The sequence below is a fragment of the Planomicrobium sp. CPCC 101110 genome (assembly GCF_007859395.1).
Classification (GTDB): domain Bacteria; phylum Bacillota; class Bacilli; order Bacillales_A; family Planococcaceae; genus Planococcus.
In genome coordinates, this window is sequence record NZ_VOHD01000003.1 from 965,224 (window position 1) to 990,382 (window position 25,159).

33 protein-coding genes, 1 pseudogene and 1 riboswitch are annotated in these 25,159 nt (G+C 43.1%); of the genes and pseudogenes, 31 read left to right on the forward strand and 3 right to left on the reverse strand.

Features of this window, described 5'->3' with window-relative positions; translation table 11 throughout:
• The first annotated feature begins 24 nt into the window (after positions 1–24).
• The 6 genes from fliW to FQV30_RS04670 all read left to right on the forward strand — a co-directional run bounded on the left by fliW (position 25) and on the right by FQV30_RS04670 (position 2,952).
• Positions 25–474 carry a flagellar assembly protein FliW gene (gene fliW / locus FQV30_RS04645; protein WP_146498953.1) on the forward strand — a complete coding sequence of 150 codons (450 nt, stop codon included), beginning with the start codon at positions 25–27 and terminating at the stop codon, positions 472–474.
• 3 nt (positions 475–477) lie between these two features.
• Positions 478–702 (forward strand): carbon storage regulator CsrA, encoded by a 225-nt coding sequence (gene csrA / locus FQV30_RS04650; RefSeq protein WP_146498954.1) that lies wholly within the window; start codon positions 478–480, stop codon positions 700–702.
• Between the two features lie 166 nt (positions 703–868).
• On the forward strand, positions 869–1,930 hold the full coding sequence (locus FQV30_RS04655; RefSeq protein WP_146498955.1) for a flagellin N-terminal helical domain-containing protein: 1,062 nt from the start codon (positions 869–871) through the stop codon (positions 1,928–1,930).
• 355 nt (positions 1,931–2,285) lie between these two features.
• Positions 2,286–2,387 (forward strand): flagellin, encoded by a 102-nt coding sequence (locus tag FQV30_RS04660; RefSeq protein ID WP_304608786.1) that lies wholly within the window; start codon positions 2,286–2,288, stop codon positions 2,385–2,387.
• Positions 2,388–2,450: 63 nt separating this feature from the next.
• On the forward strand, positions 2,451–2,651 hold the full coding sequence (locus FQV30_RS04665; protein WP_146498956.1) for a YjfB family protein: 201 nt from the start codon (positions 2,451–2,453) through the stop codon (positions 2,649–2,651).
• A gap of 61 nt (positions 2,652–2,712) precedes the next feature.
• Complete coding sequence (locus FQV30_RS04670) at positions 2,713–2,952, forward strand: hypothetical protein (protein ID WP_146498957.1); 240 nt, start codon at positions 2,713–2,715, stop codon at positions 2,950–2,952.
• Positions 2,953–2,968: 16 nt separating this feature from the next.
• On the opposite strand, the pseudogene FQV30_RS04675 reads toward FQV30_RS04670, so the two are convergent.
• Positions 2,969–3,790: pseudogene (locus FQV30_RS04675) on the reverse strand (endonuclease); the annotation flags it as partial.
• A 286-nt stretch (positions 3,791–4,076) separates the two neighbouring features.
• Here FQV30_RS04675 and FQV30_RS04680 point away from each other — a divergent pair.
• The 13 genes from FQV30_RS04680 to flgL all read left to right on the forward strand — a co-directional run bounded on the left by FQV30_RS04680 (position 4,077) and on the right by flgL (position 13,258).
• Positions 4,077–4,847 carry a glucosaminidase domain-containing protein gene (locus FQV30_RS04680; protein WP_146498959.1) on the forward strand — a complete coding sequence of 257 codons (771 nt, stop codon included), beginning with the start codon at positions 4,077–4,079 and terminating at the stop codon, positions 4,845–4,847.
• 163 nt (positions 4,848–5,010) lie between these two features.
• Entirely contained in the window at positions 5,011–5,352 is a 342-nt protein-coding gene (locus FQV30_RS04685; RefSeq protein WP_146498960.1) for a flagellar protein FlaG, read from the forward strand.
• 25 nt (positions 5,353–5,377) lie between these two features.
• Positions 5,378–6,940, forward strand: coding sequence for a flagellar filament capping protein FliD (gene fliD, locus FQV30_RS04690; RefSeq protein ID WP_146498961.1), 1,563 nt, complete (start codon positions 5,378–5,380; stop codon positions 6,938–6,940).
• Positions 6,940–7,329, forward strand: coding sequence for a flagellar protein FliT (fliT, locus tag FQV30_RS04695; protein WP_146499571.1), 390 nt, complete (start codon positions 6,940–6,942; stop codon positions 7,327–7,329). Before fliD ends, fliT begins: the two co-directional genes overlap by 1 nt.
• A gap of 17 nt (positions 7,330–7,346) precedes the next feature.
• Entirely contained in the window at positions 7,347–7,724 is a 378-nt protein-coding gene (gene fliS, locus FQV30_RS04700; RefSeq protein ID WP_146498962.1) for a flagellar export chaperone FliS, read from the forward strand.
• Positions 7,725–7,760: 36 nt separating this feature from the next.
• Positions 7,761–8,558: a flagellar motor stator protein MotA gene (gene motA / locus FQV30_RS04705; RefSeq protein WP_146498963.1), complete on the forward strand. Its 798-nt coding sequence runs from the start codon at positions 7,761–7,763 to the stop codon at positions 8,556–8,558.
• A complete protein-coding gene (gene motB, locus FQV30_RS04710; protein ID WP_146499572.1) occupies positions 8,548–9,315 on the forward strand; it encodes a flagellar motor protein MotB in 768 nt (255 codons plus the stop codon). The genes motA and motB overlap by 11 nt, the downstream gene beginning before the upstream one ends.
• Before the next feature lie 17 nt (positions 9,316–9,332).
• Positions 9,333–9,749, forward strand: coding sequence for a flagellar basal body-associated FliL family protein (locus tag FQV30_RS04715; RefSeq protein ID WP_146498964.1), 417 nt, complete (start codon positions 9,333–9,335; stop codon positions 9,747–9,749).
• 70 nt (positions 9,750–9,819) lie between these two features.
• The gene (locus FQV30_RS04720) at positions 9,820–10,251 is read left to right on the forward strand and encodes a flagellar protein (RefSeq protein WP_146498965.1); all 432 of its coding nucleotides are present in this window, start codon (positions 9,820–9,822) and stop codon (positions 10,249–10,251) included.
• 20 nt (positions 10,252–10,271) lie between these two features.
• Positions 10,272–10,544 carry a flagellar biosynthesis anti-sigma factor FlgM gene (gene flgM / locus FQV30_RS04725; protein ID WP_146498966.1) on the forward strand — a complete coding sequence of 91 codons (273 nt, stop codon included), beginning with the start codon at positions 10,272–10,274 and terminating at the stop codon, positions 10,542–10,544.
• Positions 10,545–10,572: 28 nt separating this feature from the next.
• Complete coding sequence (locus tag FQV30_RS04730; RefSeq protein ID WP_146498967.1) at positions 10,573–11,058, forward strand: flagellar protein FlgN; 486 nt, start codon at positions 10,573–10,575, stop codon at positions 11,056–11,058.
• Between the two features lie 25 nt (positions 11,059–11,083).
• Positions 11,084–12,349, forward strand: a complete 1,266-nt coding sequence (gene flgK, locus FQV30_RS04735; RefSeq protein WP_146498968.1) for a flagellar hook-associated protein FlgK — start codon at positions 11,084–11,086, stop codon at positions 12,347–12,349.
• Between the two features lie 24 nt (positions 12,350–12,373).
• Positions 12,374–13,258, forward strand: coding sequence for a flagellar hook-associated protein FlgL (flgL, locus tag FQV30_RS04740; RefSeq protein WP_146498969.1), 885 nt, complete (start codon positions 12,374–12,376; stop codon positions 13,256–13,258).
• 445 nt (positions 13,259–13,703) lie between these two features.
• Here the strand turns inward: flgL and FQV30_RS04745 are convergent, their stop codons facing one another.
• Entirely contained in the window at positions 13,704–14,528 is an 825-nt protein-coding gene (locus tag FQV30_RS04745; RefSeq protein WP_146498970.1) for a flagellar hook-basal body protein, read from the reverse strand.
• Positions 14,529–14,544: 16 nt separating this feature from the next.
• Positions 14,545–15,381, reverse strand: coding sequence for a flagellar hook-basal body protein (locus FQV30_RS04750; RefSeq protein ID WP_146498971.1), 837 nt, complete (start codon positions 15,379–15,381; stop codon positions 14,545–14,547).
• A gap of 210 nt (positions 15,382–15,591) precedes the next feature.
• A riboswitch (cyclic di-GMP riboswitch) is annotated at positions 15,592–15,679 on the forward strand.
• A 49-nt stretch (positions 15,680–15,728) separates the two neighbouring features.
• Between FQV30_RS04750 and flgB the strand changes: the two genes are divergently transcribed.
• From flgB to FQV30_RS04810, 12 genes are all read left to right on the forward strand, one after another.
• Positions 15,729–16,166, forward strand: a complete 438-nt coding sequence (gene flgB / locus FQV30_RS04755; RefSeq protein ID WP_255473309.1) for a flagellar basal body rod protein FlgB — start codon at positions 15,729–15,731, stop codon at positions 16,164–16,166.
• A gap of 5 nt (positions 16,167–16,171) precedes the next feature.
• Positions 16,172–16,627 carry a flagellar basal body rod protein FlgC gene (gene flgC / locus FQV30_RS04760; RefSeq protein ID WP_146498972.1) on the forward strand — a complete coding sequence of 152 codons (456 nt, stop codon included), beginning with the start codon at positions 16,172–16,174 and terminating at the stop codon, positions 16,625–16,627.
• A 26-nt stretch (positions 16,628–16,653) separates the two neighbouring features.
• A complete protein-coding gene (fliE, locus tag FQV30_RS04765; RefSeq protein ID WP_146498973.1) occupies positions 16,654–16,944 on the forward strand; it encodes a flagellar hook-basal body complex protein FliE in 291 nt (96 codons plus the stop codon).
• A 32-nt stretch (positions 16,945–16,976) separates the two neighbouring features.
• A complete protein-coding gene (fliF, locus tag FQV30_RS04770) occupies positions 16,977–18,608 on the forward strand; it encodes a flagellar basal-body MS-ring/collar protein FliF (RefSeq protein ID WP_146498974.1) in 1,632 nt (543 codons plus the stop codon).
• A gap of 11 nt (positions 18,609–18,619) precedes the next feature.
• The gene (fliG, locus tag FQV30_RS04775; RefSeq protein WP_146498975.1) at positions 18,620–19,633 is read left to right on the forward strand and encodes a flagellar motor switch protein FliG; all 1,014 of its coding nucleotides are present in this window, start codon (positions 18,620–18,622) and stop codon (positions 19,631–19,633) included.
• The gene (locus tag FQV30_RS04780; RefSeq protein WP_146498976.1) at positions 19,626–20,423 is read left to right on the forward strand and encodes a FliH/SctL family protein; all 798 of its coding nucleotides are present in this window, start codon (positions 19,626–19,628) and stop codon (positions 20,421–20,423) included. Before fliG ends, FQV30_RS04780 begins: the two co-directional genes overlap by 8 nt.
• A complete protein-coding gene (gene fliI, locus FQV30_RS04785) occupies positions 20,404–21,726 on the forward strand; it encodes a flagellar protein export ATPase FliI (protein ID WP_146498977.1) in 1,323 nt (440 codons plus the stop codon). Before FQV30_RS04780 ends, fliI begins: the two co-directional genes overlap by 20 nt.
• Complete coding sequence (fliJ, locus tag FQV30_RS04790; RefSeq protein WP_146498978.1) at positions 21,723–22,190, forward strand: flagellar export protein FliJ; 468 nt, start codon at positions 21,723–21,725, stop codon at positions 22,188–22,190. Before fliI ends, fliJ begins: the two co-directional genes overlap by 4 nt.
• Positions 22,191–22,193: 3 nt before the next feature.
• The gene (locus FQV30_RS04795; RefSeq protein WP_146498979.1) at positions 22,194–23,588 is read left to right on the forward strand and encodes a flagellar hook-length control protein FliK; all 1,395 of its coding nucleotides are present in this window, start codon (positions 22,194–22,196) and stop codon (positions 23,586–23,588) included.
• Positions 23,589–23,605: 17 nt separating this feature from the next.
• Positions 23,606–24,037 (forward strand): flagellar hook assembly protein FlgD, encoded by a 432-nt coding sequence (flgD, locus tag FQV30_RS04800; RefSeq protein WP_146498980.1) that lies wholly within the window; start codon positions 23,606–23,608, stop codon positions 24,035–24,037.
• Positions 24,038–24,110: 73 nt separating this feature from the next.
• Positions 24,111–24,890 (forward strand): flagellar basal-body rod protein FlgF, encoded by a 780-nt coding sequence (gene flgF, locus FQV30_RS04805; RefSeq protein WP_146498981.1) that lies wholly within the window; start codon positions 24,111–24,113, stop codon positions 24,888–24,890.
• A 49-nt stretch (positions 24,891–24,939) separates the two neighbouring features.
• Positions 24,940–25,155, forward strand: coding sequence for a flagellar FlbD family protein (locus FQV30_RS04810; protein WP_146498982.1), 216 nt, complete (start codon positions 24,940–24,942; stop codon positions 25,153–25,155).
• Positions 25,156–25,159 lie beyond the last annotated feature (4 nt).

Genomic DNA, 25,159 nt, shown 5'->3' on the forward strand with positions numbered 1-25,159 from the left:
TATTGCAATTGAAGGGAGTTACTTATGAAACTACAAACAACCCAGTTTGGTGAATTGGAGATGCCGGAGAGCCGTGTCATCACTTTTGAAAAAGGGATTCCAGGATTTGAGGAATATAAGGAGTATGTATTACTGCCGGCAGATGAACAAGGGAAGAGTCCTTTCTTTTTCCTGCAGTCGGTTGAAATGGAGGAAGTAAGCTTCTTTTTGGTCGATCCATTTTCTTTCTTTAAGGAGTACGACGTGAAGCTGGAAGAGAAGATGGTAGAGCGATTGGCATTGGAAGATGCGGCGGATGCCATTGTCTTGACGACGGTTTCTGTTACAGGTGAAATGAAAGACGCGACGACGAATCTCAAAGGGCCGATCCTCATTAACAATGCGAAGAAACTTGGTATGCAAATCGTTTTGGACAATAAAACCTATCAGATTAAGCAGCCATTATTCCAAGCCGCTGAAGCAAGGCAGGTGTAAGCGATGTTAGTGCTAGGCAGAAAAAAAGGTGAATCGATCGTTATCGATGACGATATCGAAATCATTATCAACGCTGTCGAAGGGGAAACGGTAAAGCTGGGAATCAAAGCGCCAAAGCATATTACCATTCATAGAAAAGAAGTTTACTTGGAGATTCAAGAAGAGAACCGGCAAGCGACTTCGAATGTCATCAACTTAAGTGATTTTTTGAATATGAAGAAGCAATAAGAGGAGAAGTCTGCACATTAGCTGCAGGCTTTTTAATTTTTTTGAAAAAAGTTTTAAAAAATGCTAAACATTTTCTTAACCCCTCCGATATAAACAGTGTAAGGAAGTTCAAACGGATTTGAACCCTGACAAAAACAAAAAACACATTACACGGAGGTAATACAAAATGATTATCAATCACAACATCGCAGCACTTAACACTCACCGCCAAATGGGCAACGCTCAAAGCGCACAAATGAACAGCATGGAAAAATTGTCTTCAGGTCTTCGCATCAACAGCGCGAAAGACGATGCAGCAGGTCTTGCAATCTCTGAAAAAATGCGTGGACAAATCCGCGGATTAGAGCAAGCTACAACGAACGCTCAAGACGGTATTTCTTTAATGCAAACTGCTGAAGGCGCTTTAAACGAAACTCATGACATTCTTCAACGTATGCGCGAATTGGCTGTACAATCATCAAACGATACTAATACTGATACAGATCGCAAAGAGCTTCAAAAAGAAGTTACACAGTTGGCAGAAGAAATTACAAGAATTGCAGAAAACACTGAGTTTAATACTAAAAACCTCCTAGGTGGAGAGTTTAGCGGTAAGTTTCATATTGGTGCTAATGCCGACCAAAATATTGAACTTAAGATTAGTGATATGAGCTCAGATGCCTTGAAAGTTGGAACTCAGTATACTGTAGGAGAAGCTGGTGCTATTACAGGACTAGAATTTAAAGGGAAAGTTGAAGCTGCAACTTATACAGCAGCTACTACAGGTACTGATCCAAACGTCGAAAATGTACTTCAGGATTCAAATGGTGTTACTGTTGGTACATGGCAAGCTGCAGATACTGACGAAGGAACTGAAGCTGGTTATTTTAATGCTGACGGTGATTTAGTGTATGCTGCAGAAGTAGCCGAAACTAATGGCGAAACAGTGAAAATAGAAGCATCAGAAGCTGGTTACTATGATGGCACTGAATTGAAGATTGCTGCAGATGCTGTATTGACTGAAGGAACAAAAGTTACAGTAGGTATTGATATTTCTTCGCAACAAGATGCAGATTCAGCAATTACAACTATTAACACTGCTATTGAAAGTGTATCAGCTGAACGTTCTAAATTAGGCGCAGTACAAAACCGTCTAGATCACACAATCAATAACCTTGGAACATCAGCCGAAAACTTAACTGCTGCGGAATCTCGTATCCGCGACGTTGATTATGCCGAAGCCGCGTAAGTGAGCAGAGGTACAGTCGTCCTAACTGGTAACGGTTAGAGATTACAATCGGGTGAATTGCTGGAAACCCCTTATAGCTTTTATTGCCACAACGTAGTTGGAAATGACAGGCGTGACGGCTTGAAAAAATAAAAGATTGGGCAATCAGCAGCCAAGCTCCTGTCTCGAAAGAGTGGAGAAGGTTCAACGACTAGGATAGACCATCTAAGGCGAAAGCTATGGTGATGAAATCCATAGGTGACACAGTGTCCATCAGCACTGGCAGATCCGAAGTGCCCGGCCCCTACTAAATATAGAGGGTGAAGATATAGTCTAGTCATTTATGAAAGTAAATGTTCGCACGATGGCGAAAGAAATGATGGAACAAACAAGAAACTCGATTCTTGCTCAAGCATCACAAGCAATGTTGGCTCAAGCTAACCAGGCGCCTCAGCAAGTACTACAATTATTGCGTTAATCTTAAAAACAAAGGAGTCCAATTTATTTGGACTCCTTTTTTTATGAGAATGGAGGGTTTTCCATGGATATCGCAGCTTTATCAATCGCTTTAAGCCAAGCCAGCGTTCGGCAAGAAGCGAGTGTTTCCATTATGAAAAAGACGATGGACCAAGCTGAATCGACTGGCGAAGGTTTAGTAAAATTAATGCAATCTTCTAATGTGAAGGCTATGGAACAATCGGTTCATTCTCATATTGGCGGAACAATCGATTCAAAGGTGTAAATTACCTGAGATCATGAAATTCTGTGGTCTCTCTTTTTATTTAGAAAGTGAGGACATAAACATGAACCAAGAACAAAAGGAATATAAAGAACTTCTCGAACAGCAACTTCAGAACACAAAAGAGCAAATTCAAATTTTAGACGAAATGGATTTTAAACTGCGCGAAATGAAGGAAATTGCAGAATGTGCCGCTAGAGACAAGTTAAGCCCAAAAGAACGTTTCAACTCCAATAAACAGATGGAAAAATTGAAAAAAGACTTCGAGTCTTTAAAAGCTTTACGGCATGCTAATTATCATTAATAGACAATACTCGTCTTTATAACTTAAAGCACAGTGCAGTCAATTGGCTAAGGTTTAATCCGGTTTGAACTTTCAATTGGCCTAAAGTCTTTTGCGATTCTGCATTTATTTTTATTTGATAAGGTTTAGTAGGTTGTAATGTTTTCTGCAAAGAGAAATACAGTTTAAAGAATTCTATGGGTTCTTCTGCTAGAGGTACTAATTTTGGCAACTTTTTGTATTGCTCGTTGATTTCAACGGTTGGTTTGGTAAGTGAAATGTCAGAAGGAAGATATATGGTCGATCGTGTAGCGATCTTTTTCGGTTCGCTAAGAACTAATGTTTTTCTTGCCATTGACTTGTGGATATGGGGTTCGATTAGTTTAAGGAAATAAATAATTTGAAACTGATCGTATAAAAGGAGACGATTTTGAGTGTCTATAGAAAATCGTAAATCATACTTTTGTTGAAGAAAATCGATAAGAAAATGATTTTCTTTCAATGAAAAGCTATCAGTAGATAATATGATTTTTTTTGGTATGCCGTCTTTCTGCTTGAAATGTCCATCATCTTGATACCACCACGCCAATGACTTCTCGTTGAAATGCTCCTCAATATAGGTTATAGGCAATTCTTTTATGGATTGTGGATACCATAGTTCGTAAAGCTGGCATAGTTCTGGGGATGTCCGTGATTGAACCATATAGCATTCTGTGTAACCAGAGATTATACGGCTATCAGTTATTTTTTTGTATCTAGGAGGGTTTAAAAGAAAGAAAGACTTAAGTTGTTCGAAGCAATGCTCACACCATTCTTTATCTTTTGCCGTATGGCTAAATTGGAATCTCGGTTTTCTTCCTTCTTCCTTCTTGTTTCGTTAAACAACCATCTCCCAGTAATTTTCCGCATATTAAATCATGCATTTGAAAGCCCCCTCTTATTTGTACAGCCGTTTTAATTCCATACCCGTTTTTTTATTTGCTCTATTCATTCGGAGGCTAGTGGAATTAGATATTTTATTTCAATGTAAGTTTTTCCACTTTTTTATATTCTCTACCACAATTATCCTATTCTTTTTTTCTTCATTATCTTGTACTATAGATATAAATTCAGTTATTTATACAAAGGGTGGGGTAAATTTATCAATGACTAGTCCGATTTCTTCTAGCTGGTTAAATCAAATGGCAATGGCGTCTATGGCCCAAGCAATGCCTTCTGTAAGTCAACTGGGCACTTCCATGAACCAAGTGGGAGGGGGCATGAATGCCAACTCCATGTTCATGATGCTGTTGCAGGCAGCGATGCAAGGAGCCCAGACAGCAAACGCAAGCATTCCTCAAACCCAGCAGCCAATCATTAACAACCAATTTTTCATTCAAATGCCAAACTCATACAATCCCGCAATTCCATCTGGCGCTGCCCCGACAAGTGAAGTAAAGGGAGCAAACGGAAAGCCGATTGATACAAGCCAGGCTCCGGGCACAACAAACACCGGAAGTGCAAACGGTCTCGAATTTAAACCCGCTCAGTTTATGAAGATGGATAGCACGTTGGGTGGAAAGTTAAGTGGAACGGCTGTTCATTTTATCAATGCAGGAAAGAAGTATAACATCGATCCAAACTTACTAACGGCGATTGCCAAACACGAGACCGGCAACGGAACATCGAGAGCGGTCAACGAGAAAAACAACGTTGCCGGTATGATGGGCAAGAACGGCTTGAGAAGCTACGGTTCTGTTGAGGAAAGCATTTTCGACATGGCCCGAAACTTGCGCCAAAATTATTTAGACCAAGGAAAAGACACAATTGCTGAAATCGGGGCGAAGTATGCTCCTGTGGGTGCCGCAAACGATCCGACTGGACTCAATAACCACTGGACCAAAGGCGTCACCCGCAACTTTAACAACATAGGATGAAACGAACCGATTCGTAATTGAATCGGTTTTATTTTTTGAGAAATGCCGTTAAAAATTTTGCGCTTTCTGCCGATAACTAAAGTAGAGCTAACGGTTGAATTGTCTACCGAGTAAACATTTCATCTCAACCGATTAAAAAGAGAAACCTAAGGGAGTGTTACTGATGGAAGTGAGACAAACACCCGTTATTGCTTATCCGCAGAAAGTTGAGGCTGTGAAGGCAATCAAGCCTTTGCAAGAACTGCCCGACAAACAACCGTTCGAAACTTCGGACCAAATTCCAAAAGAGCAGCTTGTAGATAAAGTAGAAAGCATGAATAAATTTCTGGAGCAATCGACTTCTGAACTGAAGTATCAGCTTCATGAAAAGTTGAATACCTATTATGTTCAGCTGGTTGATCCAAAAACAGACGAAGTATTAAGAGAAATTCCGAACAAAAAATTTTTGGATATGTACGCTTCCATGCTGGAGCTGACAGGATTGGTTATTGATGACAAGATTTAAGTTTTGAAGAATGGAGTGAGCAACATTGCGTATCGGCGGTTTAGCATCAGGAATAGATACAGATTCGTTGGTTAAAGAAATAATGGCAGCACAAAAGTTGCCGATGGATAAATTAACTCAAGAAAAAACATGGACAGAATGGCAGCAGGAAGCTTACCGGAAATCCAATTTGTCTTTCTCGAGCCTTCGGACAAGCGCAAGTGAGTTGCGCCTGCAGGGAACTTTCAACTCATATAGTGCAACTTCATCGGACACAAGCAGCCTTTCAGTTGAGACAACATCAGCTTCCGTGAACGGCACATACAAAGTGAAAGTGATCAGTGTTGCAAGCGAGGCGAAAATGCATTCTGCACAAACTATTACTACAACTAACACCTCAGGAACTCAAGTTCCAGCAAAATCCACAGATCTTATCGGAGTTGCAGGAAAGATAAAGGTAAGCGGTACAACCGACTTGATCGAAATTGAAGCCAATATGACACTGGCGGATGTGGCGAAAGAAATTCAAAATGCGACAGCGGGAAAAGTGCCGGAACTGCGTGTAAGTTTCGATAATACAACTTCAAGATTTTTTATTTCCACAAAAGCCATGGGGGAAAACCAGAACTTTACATTGGAGTTCAAGGACAGTGCCGGAACAGGCGAAAATTCCGCGTTGGCTCAAAAAATCATAAATAACGGCACAGAGAACACTTTTTCTACCGGCGCTACCGCAGCTACTGGTTTCATCACCAAAGCCGGAAACGGGGCAGTCGAGTTTAACGGCATAGCTGTCAACAACTTGACGTCCAATAAAACGACCATAAACGGTTTGACGCTAAATCTGGTGAAACCGAAAATTGATACTGATGCAAGCGATACAGTTGATAACTCTATCATTACGGTTACTGTCCAGTCGGATACGACAAAGACTTTTGAAACCATCAAGAATTTTGTAACGAAATACAATGAAGCCATCACAGAAATTGAAAAACAGCTGGTCGAAAAGCGTTACCCTGATTTTCAGCCGTTGTCCGCTGAACAAAAGAAAGACATGAGCGAGAGCGAAGTTGAACTGTGGGAAGAAAAAGCAAGAAGCGGCCTATTGCGGAATGATCCGATTTTGAAAAGTGCTATGCAAGATCTTCGCCGCGCTTTCATGAATCCTGTAGAAGGTATTCCGAAAGAAAACCTTAACTTGCTTTCGGAAATCGGAATCAGTACAGGCAGTTATTCAGAAGGCGGGAAATTATTCATTGATGAAGATTTGCTGAAAGAAAAGTTGAACAGCAATCCGGATGAAGTGATGAATTTGTTTACCAATAAAGTTGGGGACAGAAGCGTTGGAGTGGGAGCGCTTGTCTATGAGGAATTGAACGATGTAATAAAAAAATTGAGTGAGCGCGCGGGAAGCCCGGCGAGCACCATCGACAACAGCACCATCTCCAAAAAAATCAAACAAATGAATCAGGAAATCACCCGTTGGCAAGACAAGCTTGTCCGAATTGAAGACCGGTACTGGAAACAATTCACGGCCATGGAAAAAGCGATGAGCCAGATGAATTCACAAAGTGCATGGATGCAGCAGAATATGTTTGGTGGCATGTAATGGTCCTCTATAAAAACGAGTTAACAAAAGTATTGCAGCTGACGGAAGAAGTCTACAAACAGGCGAAAACGATTCACTCGAATATGAAAGACAATGAGGACGGCAAATTGGATGAGCTGCAATCGCTTCTTGAAAAAAGAGGGCAAGCGATTTTGCGGTTGGATGCTTTTATTCAAAAGCAAGGCCATCAATGGATTCCTGAGGACCGGTACATCATCGAACAATTAAAAGAGCTTGAAATAAAGCTTCAGCCGCTCATCACCGGTTTATACAATTCATTCTCAAACCAGATGAAGCGGATTAACCAAACAAAGCAAGCGTCGAAAAAGTATATCGGTGCCTATCAAATGGTGTCGACTGACGGTTCATTCATAGACAAACGAAATTAACTTACAGGAGGATCACAATGTCAACAATCAATCCTTATCAGGCATACCAGCAAAATTCAGTGTTAACCGCTTCGCCTCAGGAATTGACGCTTATGCTCTACAACGGCTGCGTCAAGTTCATCAAATTGGCAAAACGCGCGATGCTGGAGAAGAACATTGAAGAAAAGAACACCAATATCATCAAAGCGCAAAACATTGTCAACGAACTCCGGGCAACATTGAATCTGGATATAGACATTTCAAAAAACATGGATCAATTATATGAATACATGTATACGCGATTGATTGAAGCCAATACAAAAAATGATGTTGAAATATTAACTGAAGTGGAAGGTTATGTCCGCGAAATGCGCGAAACTTGGAAACAGATAATGGAAAGCGTGAAAGGGCACTAACAACACACGATTAAAGATTGAAATGAGGGTTTTGATGTGGATAAAACATCAGGAATAGGCGTAATACTCGGATTTGCCGTATTGATCGGCGGGATGATTTTAAAAGGATCAAGCCCGATCGCTTTATATAATCCGGCGGCACTTGTCATTATTATGGGCGGAACGGTTGCTTGTATACTAGTGGCGTTTCCAATGGATGAAGTGAAAAAAGTGCCGACGCTTTTTAAAGTCGTCTTCAGCGATTTGAAAATGGTGCCGGTCAAAGACATGATTCCTATGTTTACGGAATGGGCCATGATAGCGCGTAAAGAAGGGCTTTTGTCGCTGGAAGAACGGTCGGAAGAAGTGGAAGACCCATTCTTGAAGCGTGGATTGAAGATGGTCGTGGACGGGCAATCGCAAGAACAAATCCGTGAACTGATGGAAGAAGAAATTTCGGCAATGGAAGAACGGCATGAACTCGGAGCGAAAATCTTCACGCAAGCAGGAACATATTCGCCGACTTTGGGAGTTTTGGGAGCGGTTATCGGGCTTGTTGCTGCACTTGGCCATCTGGATGACGTCGCATTGCTCGGGAAGTCCATTTCCGCTGCATTTATCGCGACGCTGTTCGGGATTTTTATGGGGTATGTGCTGTGGCATCCTTTCGCCAACAAGTTGAAGCGCAAATCGGAACAAGAAGTAAGAATGAAAATGATCATGCTTGAAGGGCTCTTATCCGTTCAAAGTGGACTGCCTGCCCGCGTAGTGGAAGAGAAATTATTGACATACTTGCCGTCGAAAGACCGTGAACTGAAAGAGCCGGACAGAGTGGGTGCTCAAATTGAAGCGTAAAAAAAAGCATGAAGATCATGTGGATGAAGCATGGCTATTGCCTTATGCCGATGTTTTGACGCTTTTGCTCGCGTTGTTTATTGTCTTGTTCGCGGCCAGTGAAGTGGATTCAAAGAAATTCGAACAACTCTCCCAGTCGTTCAACAGTGAGCTGCAAGGCGGAACAGGCGTACTCGAAAACGAGGCGGCTGTCGAAACCTTCGAAGATACTTCACCAATGGCGAAAATCGGTGAAAAAGAGCCGGATAAAGGCAGCCAGGAAGAAGTTTCCCGGCTTCAAGACCAGAAAGACCTTGGAACTCTACAGGAAAAAATTGAAGCCTATATCAAAGAAAAAGGGATGGACCCGAAGCTGCAAACCGAGATGACGGCAAAGGGGCTAGTACTGAAAATCAAAGAAGGCGTATTGTATGAGTCGGGAAGCGCGGACATCACAAAAGAATCGAGGACGGTTGTAGAGGAAATTTCACGTTTACTTGTTACAGATCCGCCGAGGGACATTTTTATTGAAGGGCACACAGACAATGTTCCGACTAAATCAGAGGAATTTCCGACAAACTGGGAATTGAGCTCAAGCCGAGCCATCAACTTCATGAAAATTATCTTGGAAAACAAAGACTTGGATCCAAAAAGATTCAGCGCTACTGGCTATGGCGAATATCAGCCGATCAAATCGAACAAGACCGCTGAAGGGCGAGCTGAAAACCGCCGTGTGGAAGTTCTGATTTCAAATTATCAACAACAAGAAGAAAACTAACTGTTTAGAGGTGTCCCATGGGGAAAGTAAACTTGATTCTCATCATTATTATTGTAGCTTTGCTGGCAGGCGGTGGCTTCATATATTTTATGAAGCCTGGAGAAGCGGCGGATAAAAAGCCGTCCGCGGAAGAATTGGCTGAACGCAGTATTGATACAGATGTCATTACGACGAATCTCGCCACTCCTGATCATTTTGGCATTGTGCAATTCAACATCCAGCTGGACAGCAAAAAGGCAAAAGAAGAAACAGAAAAACGGACGCCAGAAATTCGCGCTGCTATTATATCCACGGTAGCTGGAATGACAAAAGAAAAAATGGTCGGAAAAGACGGCATTGCGCAGCTTGAAGAAGAATTGTACAAGAAGCTCAACAAAATCATATCGACCGGAAAAGTGGAACGCGTCTTAGTGACAGAATTTAAAGTACAATAAATTGCGTTTTAGGCTAAACTTTTTGCGGCTTTTGCCGATATAAATAATAGAAAGCATCAGGTGGTCGAATATGGATTCAAACCGCTTAAAGAATTGCGCCATTTGCGGCAAATTGTTTTTGAAAGTGCATACCGATCACTGCTTGGAGTGTTATAAAAAAATCGAAGAAGAATTTGAACTCGTCAATGGTTTTTTGAAAATCGAAGACAATCGATTGACTACGCTAGAGGAAGTGAAAAAAGCCACAGGTGTTTCCGCTAAGCGGTTGACGGAATTCATCCGGGACGGCCGGATTTTTGCGGGTGATTATCCGAACCTCGGTTATCCATGCAATCGGTGTGGTAAACTGATAAAAAGGCAAATTTTATGCAACTCCTGTTTTGATGAATTCGCAACAGATGTTAACCGGGTGTTGAAAAGCGAACAATTGGCCGAGAGTATGGGGAAAAAAACAGAGTCCCATAAACAGCGCGGCTACTGGCATATAAAGAACAGCAAATAAACCGACAGGGTGGTGAAGGCATGAATATTGATAAAACTACAGGTTCATCCTTTATTCAATCTTATCAAAAACAAGTGCAAGCCGCTCCAGCGGCAAAGGCTAAACCGGCGCAAAAGGAAGATCAATTGGAGATTTCAAGCCAAGCTAAAGAAATGTATGTGAAAAACACTGAAGTTGATGCAGCTAGACAAGAGAAAATAAATCTATTAAAAGCCCAGATCGAATCCGGTGAATATGTAGACAATGCGGATAAAGTGGCCGATAAAATGTTTCAGTTCTGGTTCGGCAAGTAGAGCAGGGTGTTAAAGAGGAGGGTGTCGGATGCTCCAATCAGTCGTCGCGACGCTAGATGAGCTTATCATGATACAGAAACAACTGATCGATTTTGCGGACCAAAAAAGAACTATACTGATTGAACGCAATATTAATGAGTTGAATTTATTAGTCAAACAAGAAGCGAAGCTGATCAAGCAGCTCGGCCGAGTAGATCAACAACGTGAACGGCTCGTATACGCTGTGCTGGAAAATCATCCTGGCATATCCTTCAGCCAATTCGTTGATCAATTGCCGGATGAAGAAATGAGACATGAATTGCAATCATGTATTACGGCGCTGCAAGCAGTGTTAGTCGAACTGCAAGCGAAAAACCGCGTCAATGAACGGCTGTTGCAAGACGCGATGAATTTTGTCCAGCACATGATTGATCAAGTCACCACAGTGAAAAATCAAAATTTCAATTATCGATCCCCATTGGCGCAGCAAAAAACACAAACTAGCAGCCGCGGCTTTTTTGATACAAAAGCTTGATCAAAGGCAGAAGGAAGGAAAAAACATGGTTTCAACATTTCATGGATTAGAACTCGGGAAACGCGGATTAGCGGTAACTCAAACAAGCATCACGACAACTGGCCAAAACATTGCAAATGCAAATACAAAAGGCTATTCACGCCAACAAGTGAACGCAAGCGCTTCCCCGTCGCTCGATGTATGGACATCCGGCGGGAAAAGCGGACAGTTAGGTACCGGCGTTTCCTTGGATTCGATAACCCGTGTGAGAGACAGTTTTTTAGACCGCCAGTTCCAAGATCAATCTTCAGCACTTGGGGAATCGCAAGTAAAGCAACAAACGCTTGATCGGCTCGAAACAATTATTAACGAACCGAGTGAAACCGGGCTTAGCTCATCTATGGATCAGTTATGGGCAGCTTGGCAAGATGTCGCCAATGAGCCGAAAAGTTCCGCCGCGCAAACAGTTTTAAAAGAACGGGCGACAGAATTCGTCAACACGGCGCAAGCAATGGACCGCGACATGACTTATGCAATAGATGATTTAAATCGCCAACAGGCCGATACGGTCAATCAAGTAAACGAAATTTCAAAACAGATTGCAGAATTGAATGGCAGCATCAAAAAAGCCGGTAACCATGCGAACGATTTGATGGATAAGCGCGATGCGCTGGTAGAAGAACTTTCGACGCTTGCTACCATCAAAGTGACGGCAAATACAGACGGCACGAATTCAATCAGCCTGCGGAATGCCGATGGTACTGCTGGAACTTCGCTTGTCAAAAGCGATGTGAAAAGTGGGGCAATCATAGACGGCACTGAAGTAAGCGGCGGAAAACTGGCTGGGATTATCCAGTCGAAAGAAACGGTAGCGCATTATCAAACGGAACTGGCGAGCACGATTGAACAGTTCGTGACGGCGAATGGCCTGGCCGAGGCAAGTGCACCTGGCGCCAATCTTTTCACAAAAGACAAGGCTGCATTTAAAGTTTCGGAACTGAACGTTAATCCAACAATTAGCAAAGATAATCCGGCGCAAAACGCGAATGGCGATATTCAAAAAGTCAAGACGTTTTTCCAGTCGCTAGTCAGTGAATTGGGAGCGCAAAGCCAGTCGGCTATCAGAACGGTTGAAAATAACGGAGCGGCGCTTTTGGCAACAGATAATCGCCGAATGTCCGTAACTGGTGTATCAATCGATGAGGAAATGGCCAACTTGATCATGTACCAACATTCATACAGCGCTGCAGCGCGTTTCGTTTCTACAACAGACCAAATGCTTGACGTCATCATAAATCAGATGGGACGATAAGCCGGCTTAAATGGAGGAAAAAAAATGAGAGTCACGCAACAAATGATGCACCAAAATTCGGTTCGGCAGATGAATCAAAACTTGAGCCGATTCGAGAAATTGAACAATCAAGTTGCATCTGGAAAAACACTATCGCGCCCATCCGATAATCCGAACGGCATCAGCAAAGCAATGAATCTAAAAAGCACAATTGCGGCAAACGAGCAATTCGAGCGCAATGTAGATGAAGCAAAGCTGTGGTTGGATGAAAGCGACCAAACAATCAACCAAGTGGTGAATGTGATGCAGCGCGCCAGGGAGCTGGCAGTAAAAGGCGCAAATGATACCTTATCCCAAAGCGATCGGGAAGCGATTGCCATCGAAGTGGAGCAATTGAACGAACAAGTTCGCCAGTTCGCAAATACCAAAGTAAACGATAATTACTTGTTTAACGGGACAAAAACGGACCAGGCACCGTTTCCAAACCCTGATTCTTATTTGACAAATTCATTTGACAACAGTGAGAAACTTATAACAATCGGCGAGAACGTTACGGTGAAAGTCAACATAACAGCAGATCAAATGTTTGGCAATATTGAAGATGAAGGAAATCTTTTTAAAACGCTGTCGGATTTGGCGAATGGATTGCGGACGGGTGAAAATACCGTATCTCTTGAAACGATTGATAAAAGCATCGACCGTTTGCTAGGGGCTGCGGCTGAAGTGGGAGCCCGGACCAACCGGGTCGAATCGATTGAAAATCGCATCCAAGACAGCATGCTGGACCTTAAAGCGCGTTTGTCAAAAATCGAAGATATCGATTACGCAGAAGCGATTATCAAGTTGAAAAGCGAAGAAAGTGTTTATCAAGCAAGTTTGGCTTCTTCAGCAAAAATCATTCAGCCAAGTTTAATGGATTTTTTAAGATAAAATGAGAAAGCAGTCTGCTCCGGCAGACTGCTTTTTTATAGTTTTGGTTAAATTCATAGCTGAAAATTTACGTAAATTTAATTTTTCTTCTATTATATGTATCGGTAATTTTTTCTAGAGCAATAATATTTAGTTGGAAAAATAATCAATTAGCCAAAGGTCATATGAAATGCTTTATTTTGAATGGGAAAAATAAACAGAAAGGCTTAGTAACTTTTTAAAGGAAGGTTCGAAGATGCGAAAAAGGGAGATCCGGAATTATCATATAGGAAGCAATGGATTCATTGAAAAGGTGGATTAGTTTATCGAGGTCTAGGAACCATTCATATAAGCGCGGGAATATTTCGTGACAGAAATGGAAACGTACATAAAGAAAATTCTGGAAGTCCACTCCCTTCTTGAAGGTTAAAAAAGAGCAGATGCATTGTGCATCTGCTCTTTTTCGTTAACCTTTTATCGTGTTGACCAAGCCCATCATATCGTCAGCGAATGAAATCGCTTTGCCTTGGGATTCGAGCAATCTTTGGGTTGAAATCAATTCGGACATTTCATCAGTCAAATCGACGTTTGACATTTCAAGAGCTCCTTGGCTGATTCGAATGTCGTTGTTGCCAAGCTGCAAGTTGCCGTTTGCTATTTGTTCGGCCTCTGTTCCGGGTAACTGATAGCGGTTACCGCCAACTTTCTCCAGCAAGTTTGGACGGTTGATGTCGGCAATACCCACCTCGATCTGGGTTGGCTGAAGTGCCGGATTTTTGTAAGTCACTTCGAGCGTGCCGGTTTCATTCATTCGGATGGATTCATAATCGCCGACAAACGATATTGGCTGATTGCTGCTATCAAGAACCGAATCGCCGTTCGCTGTTACAAGATTTACCTGGTTTGAATTCGGCACAGGCTGCAACTGGAAAGAGCCATCGCGGGTGTAGAAGGTCTGCCCTTCGGATGACACCCGGAAAAATCCAGTATCGCCTTGGATCATAAAGTCGAGCGGGCGATCTGTCTGTTTGACTGTTCCTTGCTCCGTTTGCAAACTTGTTTGGGCAAAAATTGCGCCGCTTCCGATACGAAGGCCATATGGCGTTTGGCGGCCAACTTCATTCTGCGGATTTGCTTGTTTTTCGATTGATTGGACAAGCGCGTCTGAAAAATTGGCTTCTTGGCGTTTATATCCAGCCGTGTTTACATTGGCTACATTGTTGGCAATCATATCGACTTTTTTCTGCAGTTCACGCATCGTGGTGGCTGCTGTATTCATTTGGATATTCATCTATTCAGCTTCTCCTTTAAATCCGGCCAATTTCGTTGACCGCTTTTTCCATACTGCGGTCATAGGCTTGAATAACTTTTTGGTTCGATTCGAATCCTCGGTATGTGCTCATCATTTCAGTCATCGTGGTGGTCAAGTCCACGTTGGACTGTTCAAGAAAACCTTGTTGGACAAACGTAGCCGAATCGTTCAGAAGCGGGACATCCTCAACCGATTGCGGAGCATCTTCTGCGGCACCATCCCAGCGCAGCAATCCTTGGCCTTCTTTTACCAGTTGCCCGGAATTTTCTGTATAACCAATCCACAAGCTGCCTGCAGAAGCACCGTTTTCTAAGGTGATTTGACCATCGTTTTGCACAGTGAATTCTTTTGAAATAACATTTATAGGTGTTAAGTCCTGTCCTAAAACGGTATGGCCATCGCTTGTCCTAAGAAGTCCCGCTTGATCAACAGTGAATTGTCCGTTCTGGGTATATCGTACTTCGCCGTTTTCGGTGCGTACAGCATACATGATTGTTCCTTTCTGTTCCGACTCTGGATTCAGCGGCAATAGCTCTGACATAAGAGAAATGTCCGTGCTGTTGCCCGTTTCTTTTAATGCGCCTTGTGTAAAAGACGGGATCCCTTCTTGTGCATAGACCCCTGTATTGAGTGTGCCAATTCTTTGAGAACCGCTTTGCAACGCTGTTCCTTTGCCCATTGCACTCAAAAGCTGGGCTGGGAAAGCACGTAAAACTGTTTGATCTTGCTTGAATCCTGGAGTATTGGCGTTTGAAAGGTTGTTGGTCAAGACTTGTTGCTTTCGATTATGGGCCATCATGCCGGAGGTGGCAGTATATAAACCACGAAACATAGACAGGTACTTCCTCTCACTTGTTATTATGATGATTATCTCGTAAGCATATCATCAATCTAGGATAAACAAAATAAAAAATTGGAAAATATAGTTGAAAAAAATTTTTAAAGAAAAATATACAAATTCATAAAAAGGTGATACTATGACTTAGACCAATATTTCAAAATAGTTCTAATTGACGAGTTTGAAAATCTGAACAGTTCAATACCACGATAATGGCAAACTTCTTCGAAAGATAAGGACGCAAAGCCACGGGCCTACGTATATCACTATATAAGGTAGCCGGGTTGCCGAAAGATGGATTGTTTACTGTAAATCCACCTTTTTTAAGGGTGGATTTTTATATGCAAAATATACTGAAGCAAAGGAGCAATGAGAAATTGAATATTTTATCGCCAACTTTCAAGTCGCTGGAGCAAGCTATGGCAGCGTCCGCGCTAAAACAAAAAGTGCATTCCTCCAACATCGCAAATGTTGATACACCGAACTACAAAAGCAAACAAGTGGATTTCCAAGCAACTTTGAACGGTGTTTTGAACAACCAGCCAATGGCCAGCTATAAAACAGACCCAAAACATATTTCATTTGGAAACAGCTCTTCACAACTCAATCCTTCAATAAAAACCAGCAATTCCACAACTTACAACTTGAACGGCAGCAACGTTGACATGGACGTTGAAATGGCTGAACTTGCAGAAAACCAACTATGGTATAACGCGTTGACCGAGCGCGTAAACGGCAACTTAAATAGTCTTCGGACAGTAATCAATGGCGGGAGGTAAGAGGGATGAGCTTATTTAGTGGACTGAATATTAGTGCATCGGGGCTTACAGCAAATCGCCTGCGGATGGATGTTGTTTCTTCCAATATTGCGAACGCAAATACAAACCGTGCACAACTTGTGGATGGCGAATGGCTGCCGTATCGCCGGAAGACGGTGGAATTGTCTCAAATGGGTGTATCTCCATTCGAGCAGAAATTGCAATCGACGATAAACAAAGGGTCGGCGCAAGTATCGGGAGTCATGGCTTCCCATATTAAGGAAGATCATGCACCGTTTACACAAACGTACGATCCAGCACATCCTGATGCCAATGCGGAAGGATATGTCCTAAGTTCAAATGTCGATCCGGTCAAAGAAATGGTCGATTTGATGTCGGCCACCCGATCATACGAAGCGAATGTCACTGCGCTCAACGCTTCAAAAGGCATGTTCATGAAAGCGTTGGAGATTGGCAAGTAATCAATTAAAGCATTAGGGAGTGTACTATGAATAAAATTAGTCAAATTCAAACACCAATGTTCCAAAATCCGTCAGTTTCAAAAACTGAAAACATGGCAGAGGGCTTCGCCGATATTTTCAAACAGGCTTTGCAAGACGTGAATGCGGCACAAAAAGAATCGGATAACAAAACCAAGCAATTGGTGACGGGCGAAGTGAACGATGTCAGTGAAGTGATGATTGCTGCGCAAAAAGCGAGCCTTTCATTGGAATTGACTGTGCAAGTGCGAAATAAAGTTGTAGAAGCCTATCAAGAAGTTATGAGAATGCAATTATGATTCTTTTGGCAAAGATGAGGGATGAACGATAAATGAAAGAGAAGATGGCAAGTTTTAAAATTAAACTAACAAGTTCATGGAGCAATTTTTCACCTGTCGTCAAATGGACGATTGTGGGATCTTTTCTTGCTACATTCCTGATTATTTTAGCTTTTGTCTTTTTCAGCAACAAAACCGAATACGGTACGCTTTACTCTGGTTTGGAAGCATCTGAAGCTGGTGAAATCAAAGCGGCAATTGAAGAACAAGGCATTCCGGTACAAGTTTCGTCTGATAGTACAACCGTCAGCGTGCCAAGAGAAGAAATTTCTAATTTAAAAGTCAACTTGGCTGCTGAAGGAATTCCGGAAAGCGGAAACGTCGATTACGGTATTTTCAGTGAAAACATGGGACTGGGCATGACAGACCGGCATTTTGATGTGGTTGAGCGTGACGCCATGCAAAATGAACTTGCTTCACTTATCAAGCAAATCGATGGCGTCAACGAAGCAAGTGTCATGATTACACTGCCGAAAGAAAATGTCTGGATTACTGATGAAGAACAAGTGGCGACAGCATCAGTCGTCATCCAAGGAGACCCTTCTTTTCAATTGGACCCAAAACAAGTGAATGGCCTTTACCACTTGATCAGCAAAAGTGTACCTGATTTACCGGCAGAAGAAATTGTGATTATGGACCAAAACGGACAAGTGTTTGAAGCACAGGAAGAAAACCAAATGGACACTAGCTTGTCCATTTATCAGCAACAACGCGAAATCAAACAGGACATTGAAAAAGATATCCAGCGCGAATTGCAGCAAATGCTCGGATTGACGCTCGGACAGGATAAAGTCGTTGTGTCCGTCATGACAAGTATCGACTTTACAAAAGAAAAACGGGAAGAAAAACTGGTCGAACCGGTTAACGAAGAAACAAATGAAGGCATTGACATCAGCGTTGAACGCATTGTTGAAACCTATGCGAGCGAAGGCGCTACAGTCGAAGACACAACAGGGACGGGCGAAAGCGAGATTGCCAATTACCCGGCGGCAGGATTAGGCGGGACAACGGAATCCGAAAAGACGGAGGAGCGGATCAATCGGGAAGTGAACCGGATCAACCGGCAGATTGAGATGAGCCCTTATGTTATTGATGACATCACGATCAACGTGGGGGTAGAACCGCCGAATCCACAAAATCCGGCAAGTTTGACCCAGCAAAACATTGATGACATCAGCAATCTTTTAAAGAATACTGTCAGTACTTCTCTGAGCATGAGCGGACAAGAAGTGACTGAAGAAGAATTGGACAATCGGATTTCGGTCTTTGCAACGGAATTTCAAGGGAAACCGGAAATTATCGTTGAGAAAGAACCGGTACACGTTTCATGGTTTGACACTCTGATCGGCAATCCATTGATGTTGGCCATTGCCGGAGCAGTTGTGTTGCTGTTTGGCGGAATAGTGATTTTGATAATGCGCAGAAGAAAGCAAAAAGAAGAGGAATACGATTTTGATATATTCGATCAACCAGTCGTTAAAGTCGAACAATTGGAAGAAGACGAGTTTGACTTGTCGGAATTTGATGCGACGGAGAGTCCGAAGCGGAAAACAATTGAAAAATTGGCTAAAGGACGGCCGGATGATTTTGCTAAACTGTTGCGTACATGGATGGCTGAAGAGTAGGAGAGTGGCATATGGTTAAAAGTATGAAAGAGTTGACTGGCGTTCAAAAAGTGGCTGTCTTGCTTGTTGGCTTAGGCCCGGAAATATCCGTGGATATCTTCAAGCAGCTGACAGAAACGGAAATCGATCAGTTGACAATGGAGATTGCGAATGTGAGGCATTTGAAAAGCAGCGAAACTGAAGAAGTAATGGACGAGTTTTATGAATTGATTCTTGCCCAAGACTTTGTCAGCGAAGGCGGTCTTGACTATGCCAGAGATATACTGGAAAAAGCGTTGGGAAAAGAAAAGGCGAATGAGACTATCGGCCGGTTATCGAGCCGTTTGCAAGTAAAACCGTTCCATTTTGCTAGAAAAGCCGATCCGACACAAATTTTGAATATTTTGCAGCATGAGCATTCCCAAACAATCGCGCTCGTCCTTTCTTATTTGGATCCAAAGCAATCATCACAAATTCTGTCCCAGCTGCCACCTGAAAAACAGACTGAAGTGGCACGGAGAATTGCGTTGATGGAGAGTACTTCTCCGGAAATCATCCACCAAGTCGAACAAATCATTGAGCGGAAATTATCGGCCACTGGTGCCCAAGACTATACATCTACAGGCGGAGTCGAAGCTATTGTCCGTGTATTGAATAAAGTGGACCGCGGGACTGAAAAAGCAATTCTTTCCGAATTGGAAACAGACTCGCCAGATCTTGTTGAGGAAATTAAGAAACGGATGTTTGTCTTTGAAGATATTATCAATTTGGATACGCGATCGATTCAGCGGATTATCCGGGATGTCAACGATGTCGATTTGACTTATGCGTTAAAAGTAGCGAGCGAAGAAGTGAAGAATGGCATTTATGCCAACATGTCTTCTCGCCGTGCTGAAGTTATCCAGGAAGAAATCGAATTCATGGGTCCTGTCAAACTGAAAGACGTTGAAAAAGCGCAAACAACTATTGTTGCATTGATCCGCAGTCTGGATGAAGATGGCGAAATTATTGTGTCCCGTGGTGAAGGGGATGAAGTGATTGTCTAATGTTATTCGCTTCCAATCCTTCCCTGCGACTGAAACGAAAATCATCGGAACGAAAAAAATAGAAACTAGACAGCTGGATTTTAACGGTCTGGAAATGCCTCTAGGAGAAAAAAAGCAATACCTGACACAAGAAATCAGCCTTTTAGAAACGCAACTGGGCAAATTGCAAAACCAATTGAAATTGGAACAAGAAGAAGCCCAAAAAAAAATCGAGCAATGGTGGTCGGATAAGCAGGAAGAAGCCGAATTGGAAGCGCAAAAATTGGCTGACGAAGCGGAGGTGCAAGGTTATCAAGCGGGTTATGAACAAGGAATTCAAAGAGCGGAAGCGGATTACCTTGGAAAACAGGAGAATATGCAAAGTCTTCTTGAACTCGCTTATCTTGAAAAAGAGAAAATCATTCAAGAAGCCGAACCTTTTTTGCTTGAACTGAGTATAAAAGCCGCGGAAAAGGTGATAAAAACCGAGTTGAAGCAACACGATGAGCAACTGATAAACATTGTGAAACAAGCGTTGCTGCAAATCGAGGAGTCGGAAGATGTGCTTTTGCAAGTTTCTTCAGAAGACTACCCAGTTATTCTACCCTTTCTTGAAGAGCTTAAAACCTATATTCGCACAGATTCTCAATTAAAAATAATTCCGGTTGCGACACTTTCAAACGGGGACTGCATGATCCATACAGCGAGCGGGTCATACGATGCCACGATTGACGGGCAACTAGAGGAAATAAAAAAGCGTTTACTGATCTATTTCGAGGAGAAGACAAACGATGACCTTTCAGAAAGATGAGTATTTGGCGTTATTGGATGAAATCGAACCAGTGAAAAAGCATGGGAAAGTGATTCAAGTGATCGGTTTGACGATTGAATCGCGTGGTCCATACGCCAAAATGGGCGAACTTTGCTTGTTGTATCCGAATCGGCACGAACGGCCCATTGAAGCGGAAGTGGTCGGCTTTAAGGAAAACAAAATTCTCTTAATGCCGCTCCGTGATATTTCACAGGTTGGACCAGGCTGTTTGGTTGTCGCGACCGGATATCCTCTTCAAATAAAAGTCGGGCCCTCTATCCTAGGGAAAGTGCTTGATGGCATGGGAAAACCGCTTGACGAAAGCTCATTGCCAAAAGGCCTGGTGAATTATTCAACCAATAATATGCCGCCGAATCCCCTGCGCCGACCACGGATTGAAAAGCCGCTTGAAGTCGGTGTCCGTGCCATCGATGGTTTATTGACAGTCGGCCAAGGGCAGCGCATTGGCGTGTTTGCGGGAAGCGGTGTCGGAAAAAGTACATTGATGGGCATGATTGCCCGTAATACCGAAGCGGACATCAACGTTATCGCATTGGTCGGAGAACGGGGCCGGGAAGTACGGGATTTTATCGAACGTGATTTGGGGCCGGAGGGTTTGAAGAAATCTGTGGTTGTTGCCGCAACTTCCGACCAGACCCCGCTTCAGCGTATCAAAGGTGCTCTGACGGCAACTGCGATTGCTGAATATTTCAGGGATCAAGGGAAAAACGTCATGCTGATGATGGACTCAGTGACCCGTTTTGCAATGGCCCAACGGGAAGTGGGACTTGCTGTCGGTGAACCACCAACGAGCAAAGGCTACACGCCGAGCGTGTTTGCTTTGTTGCCAAAGCTGCTTGAGCGGTCGGGCACTTCAAGCAAAGGTTCTATCACTGCTTTCTATACGGTGCTCGTTGACGGTGATGATATGAACGAGCCGATTGCGGATGCTGTAAGGGGAATATTGGATGGCCATATTGTACTGGACCGGAAAATTGCGCAAAGGGGTCAATTTCCAGCTATCAATGTCCTGGCAAGTGTAAGCCGAGTCATGCACGAAGTAGTATCAAAAGAGCACCAACAAGCAGCTGCCGAACTAAAGAGGCTGCTTGCGGCGTACACCACTTCGGAGGATTTGATCAATATTGGCGCATACAAAAGTGGGGCCAACAAAGAAATTGATGATGCTATCCGCTCATATCCGCTAATACGAGAGTATTTACAACAGGACATCTATGAAAAAGCGAAGCTTGAAGCAAGCGTTGGCCGGTTAACAACCCAATTTGGAGGAATGAAAAAGTGACAAAATTCAACTTTCGCTTTCAAAAGATATTAGACATAAAGGGAAATGAAAAGGGTTTTGCCCAAATCCAGATGGCGGATGCCATGAAAAAAGAAGAAGTTGGGCATCAAAAAAAAGAAGCGATTTATAGTAAGTTGCTGGATGCCGAGCTTTTGAAAAAGGAAAGACAGCAAGAAGGCGTAAACATTTTAGAACTAAGAATGTTAATGGATTATATTCAGCAACTGCAGGAACAATTATTATCATCGAACCGGGAACTTGAACGCCTGCAAACAAATGTTAAAAAAACACAAAACAATCTACAAGCGAAAGCCCAGGAAGAACAGACGTGGGACAGCCTCAAGCAGCAAAAGCTGGTTTTATTCAAAGAACAAGCAAAAGCAGAAGAACAGATCTTTTTTGATGAGATTGCGGGCACGAGGTTTTTCCGGAATTCACAAGCTAGTTTAGCGGAAAGAGGATAATCCATGAATGCATTGCCGCTTTCTTTACAAACGCTACCCAAGCACGTTGCCCCGGGCACTGAAAATAAAAAAGCAGATGCAGCGGCAAAAGGCACAACAATAGATTTCGCGCAATTGATAGGTTCTGTATCTCCAGCTGCGCCAACAGAACCACAGGCTACTGCCACCCAGCAACAAGAAGAAATACAGGAGAAGATGGAAAATCTCTTGAGCACTTTACAAGAACTGCCTCAAGACAACTTGACCCCTGAACAGCAGGAAATGATGCAAGCGATAATGCAACTGTTGGCGCATCAGCTGCAGCCGGAAAATGCACGGGGAACGGAAGTGGTGGCGGAGAATGTTTTAGTGAACAATTCATTCCAGCCTACTCCTATTGTTGAAGAACCCTTACAAAAAGAAATGGTGCCAACAGCGCCTGCTCCCGAAAAGCTGTCAAGCAGTCCACAAGAACAAGCGAAGTTAGCAACTTTGATTGAAGAAGCAGTTGAAGTGCTGCAAAAACTGGTTGAAGCAACACCTGAGAAAAATCCAATATCGGGGGGGATAGTCGACTCTGAAAAGTTGGTGCAAGTTTTTGGGCAATTAGCTAGCATGGCAAAAGAGTTTGGAATAGAGCAGCAGAAAAACGAAACAAAAACGGCGGCTGTGCAAGTACAGCAACTAGAACAAGTTTTAAAGCAAGCGACAGGATTGAAGCAAGAACCGATTGATTTGGTTCGGCCAAAAGAAATTCAACAACCTGTGGCAAATCAGGTTTCCAGGAATATTGCCGAAGTTCAATCTTCAGCCGAAGAAATGGTGCCGAAACTTCAAGAAGCTCCAGCTTCAACAGCTCCTGTCGAACAAAGCCAGCTGCCCGCAGCAACGGGGACGGAAGCGGTAAAAGGCAACCCGGCTCCGCAACGGCCAGAAGCGAATGTTCCGCAAGCGACGGTCCGTATGTCCAATTTGGTTGAAGAATTGGGAGAGGTGTTGCGAGGTTCGTTTCGCTTGAACGGTGATGGCGACAGCAAACAGATTAGGATCAGCATTTTTCCTGAGCACCTTGGTCATATGGATGTTAAATTGACTTCTATCGACGGGAAGATTATAGCCCAGCTTTTCACTAGCAGTCTAGCAGCGAAAGAAGCGCTTGACCAGCAAGCTAGCTTGTTACGGAGCTCTATGATGCAACAGGGAATAATGGTCGAGAAGATTGAAATCACCCAACAAAGTTCCCAGCAATCATTCGGACAGCAAAACGCCCATCCCGACCAGCGCTCTTCACAACAGCAAAAACAAGGAGCATCAGCGCGGAGCCGCAACGGATACCAACGCATTGAAGAAGATGCAGCGGAAATTGTACGGCGCCAGTCAAATGATGGCTCAATAATGAAAGTGGATTACACCATTTAAGAAAGAAGGGCGATTCCATGAATATAACTGGCTCAAATTCAGTCAGTACACAAGCGGCGGCAGTACCGAAGCAAGAATCTGCAAATGCTTTAGGCAAGGATGCGTTTTTAAAAATTTTGGTCACACAGATGAAAAACCAGAATCCAATGGAACCATTGAAAGACACGGAATTTATCGGGCAAATGGCACAATTCAGTAGCCTAGAGCAATTGACAAATATAAATACAGCGATGACCCAGTTTATCGGTACGCAAAGCAATAGTTCATTGACAGATTATGCCGATTTGATTGGCAATACAATTTACTGGGAACAACAAGTGAACGGCAAGCTCGAATCCGGGGAAGGCACCGTGAGAGCATTGTCGCTTAAGAACGGTGAGATGCAAGTGGAACTGGAAAATGATGTGAAAGTTCCGCTCGATGCGATCAACCGAATTGAAAAACCATAAAAAACTAATATTCGACAAGAAACAGTCCAACCCGTTTCGGGCCAAGGACAGTTCTTGAAAGGGGAAAAATTAAATGCTTCGTTCAATGTATTCAGGAGTATCAGGCATGAAAGGTTTTCAAACAAAATTGGATGTTATCGGCAATAACATCTCCAATGTCAATACTGTAGGATTCAAAAAAAGTACGATCAATTTTCAAGATTTATTAAGCCAAAACATGTCAAGCAATGGTGTTAACCCAATGCAAGTCGGACTGGGCACACAAACTTCTTCTATCAGCACAGTCCATACTGCCGGTTCATCGATGACGACAGGTGTAGGCACAGACCTTTCAATTCAAGGCGACGGATTTTTCGTTGTAGAAGATGCGCAAGGAGATCAATTCTTAACCCGCGCCGGAAACTTTTTGGTCGATGCGGATGGTGATTTGGTTACAACGCAAGGCCACAGTGTATTAGACGGTGCCGGCAACGCTATCAATATCCCGATGGATACGTATTCTTCGTTTGCTATCGATCCTCAAGGAAGAGTAATTGGAAAGCGTGCAGATAACGGAACAGAAGTTACTATTCAGACTATCGGAATTTCAAATCCGGAAAACCCAGCAGGCTTGCGAAAAGTAGGCGGTTCGTTGTATGAAATGACTGCTTCTGCTAGCCCAGATGGTATAAATACTGGGACCGCAGCCACGCGAAACACACAAATCGCTTCTGGTATGCTTGAAATGTCGAATGTTGACTTAACAGAGGAATTTACAGAACTGATTATCGCGCAGCGCGGATTCCAAGCGAACTCCCGGACAATCACGACTTCGGACGAAATCTTGCAAGAAGTTGTTAACTTGAAACGATAATAAAGGGGGTAGTTGAGAGAGAAGAATTCTTCTCTCTCTCCGCTTTTTCATGATCCAATTGACGATGTTGAATCGAACAAAAATTTCATTGAATGCTATTTATATCGAAAGATTGGATGCCACTCCAGATACGATCGTTACAATGGCATCCGGTAAAAAAGTGTATGTATTGGAAACGGTTGAAGAAGTTTCTGAAAAAGTGACGGGCTACTACCGGAAGATAAATCTATTATCCGGCTTGCGCAAACCGAGTGAGGAAGAATAAAAGG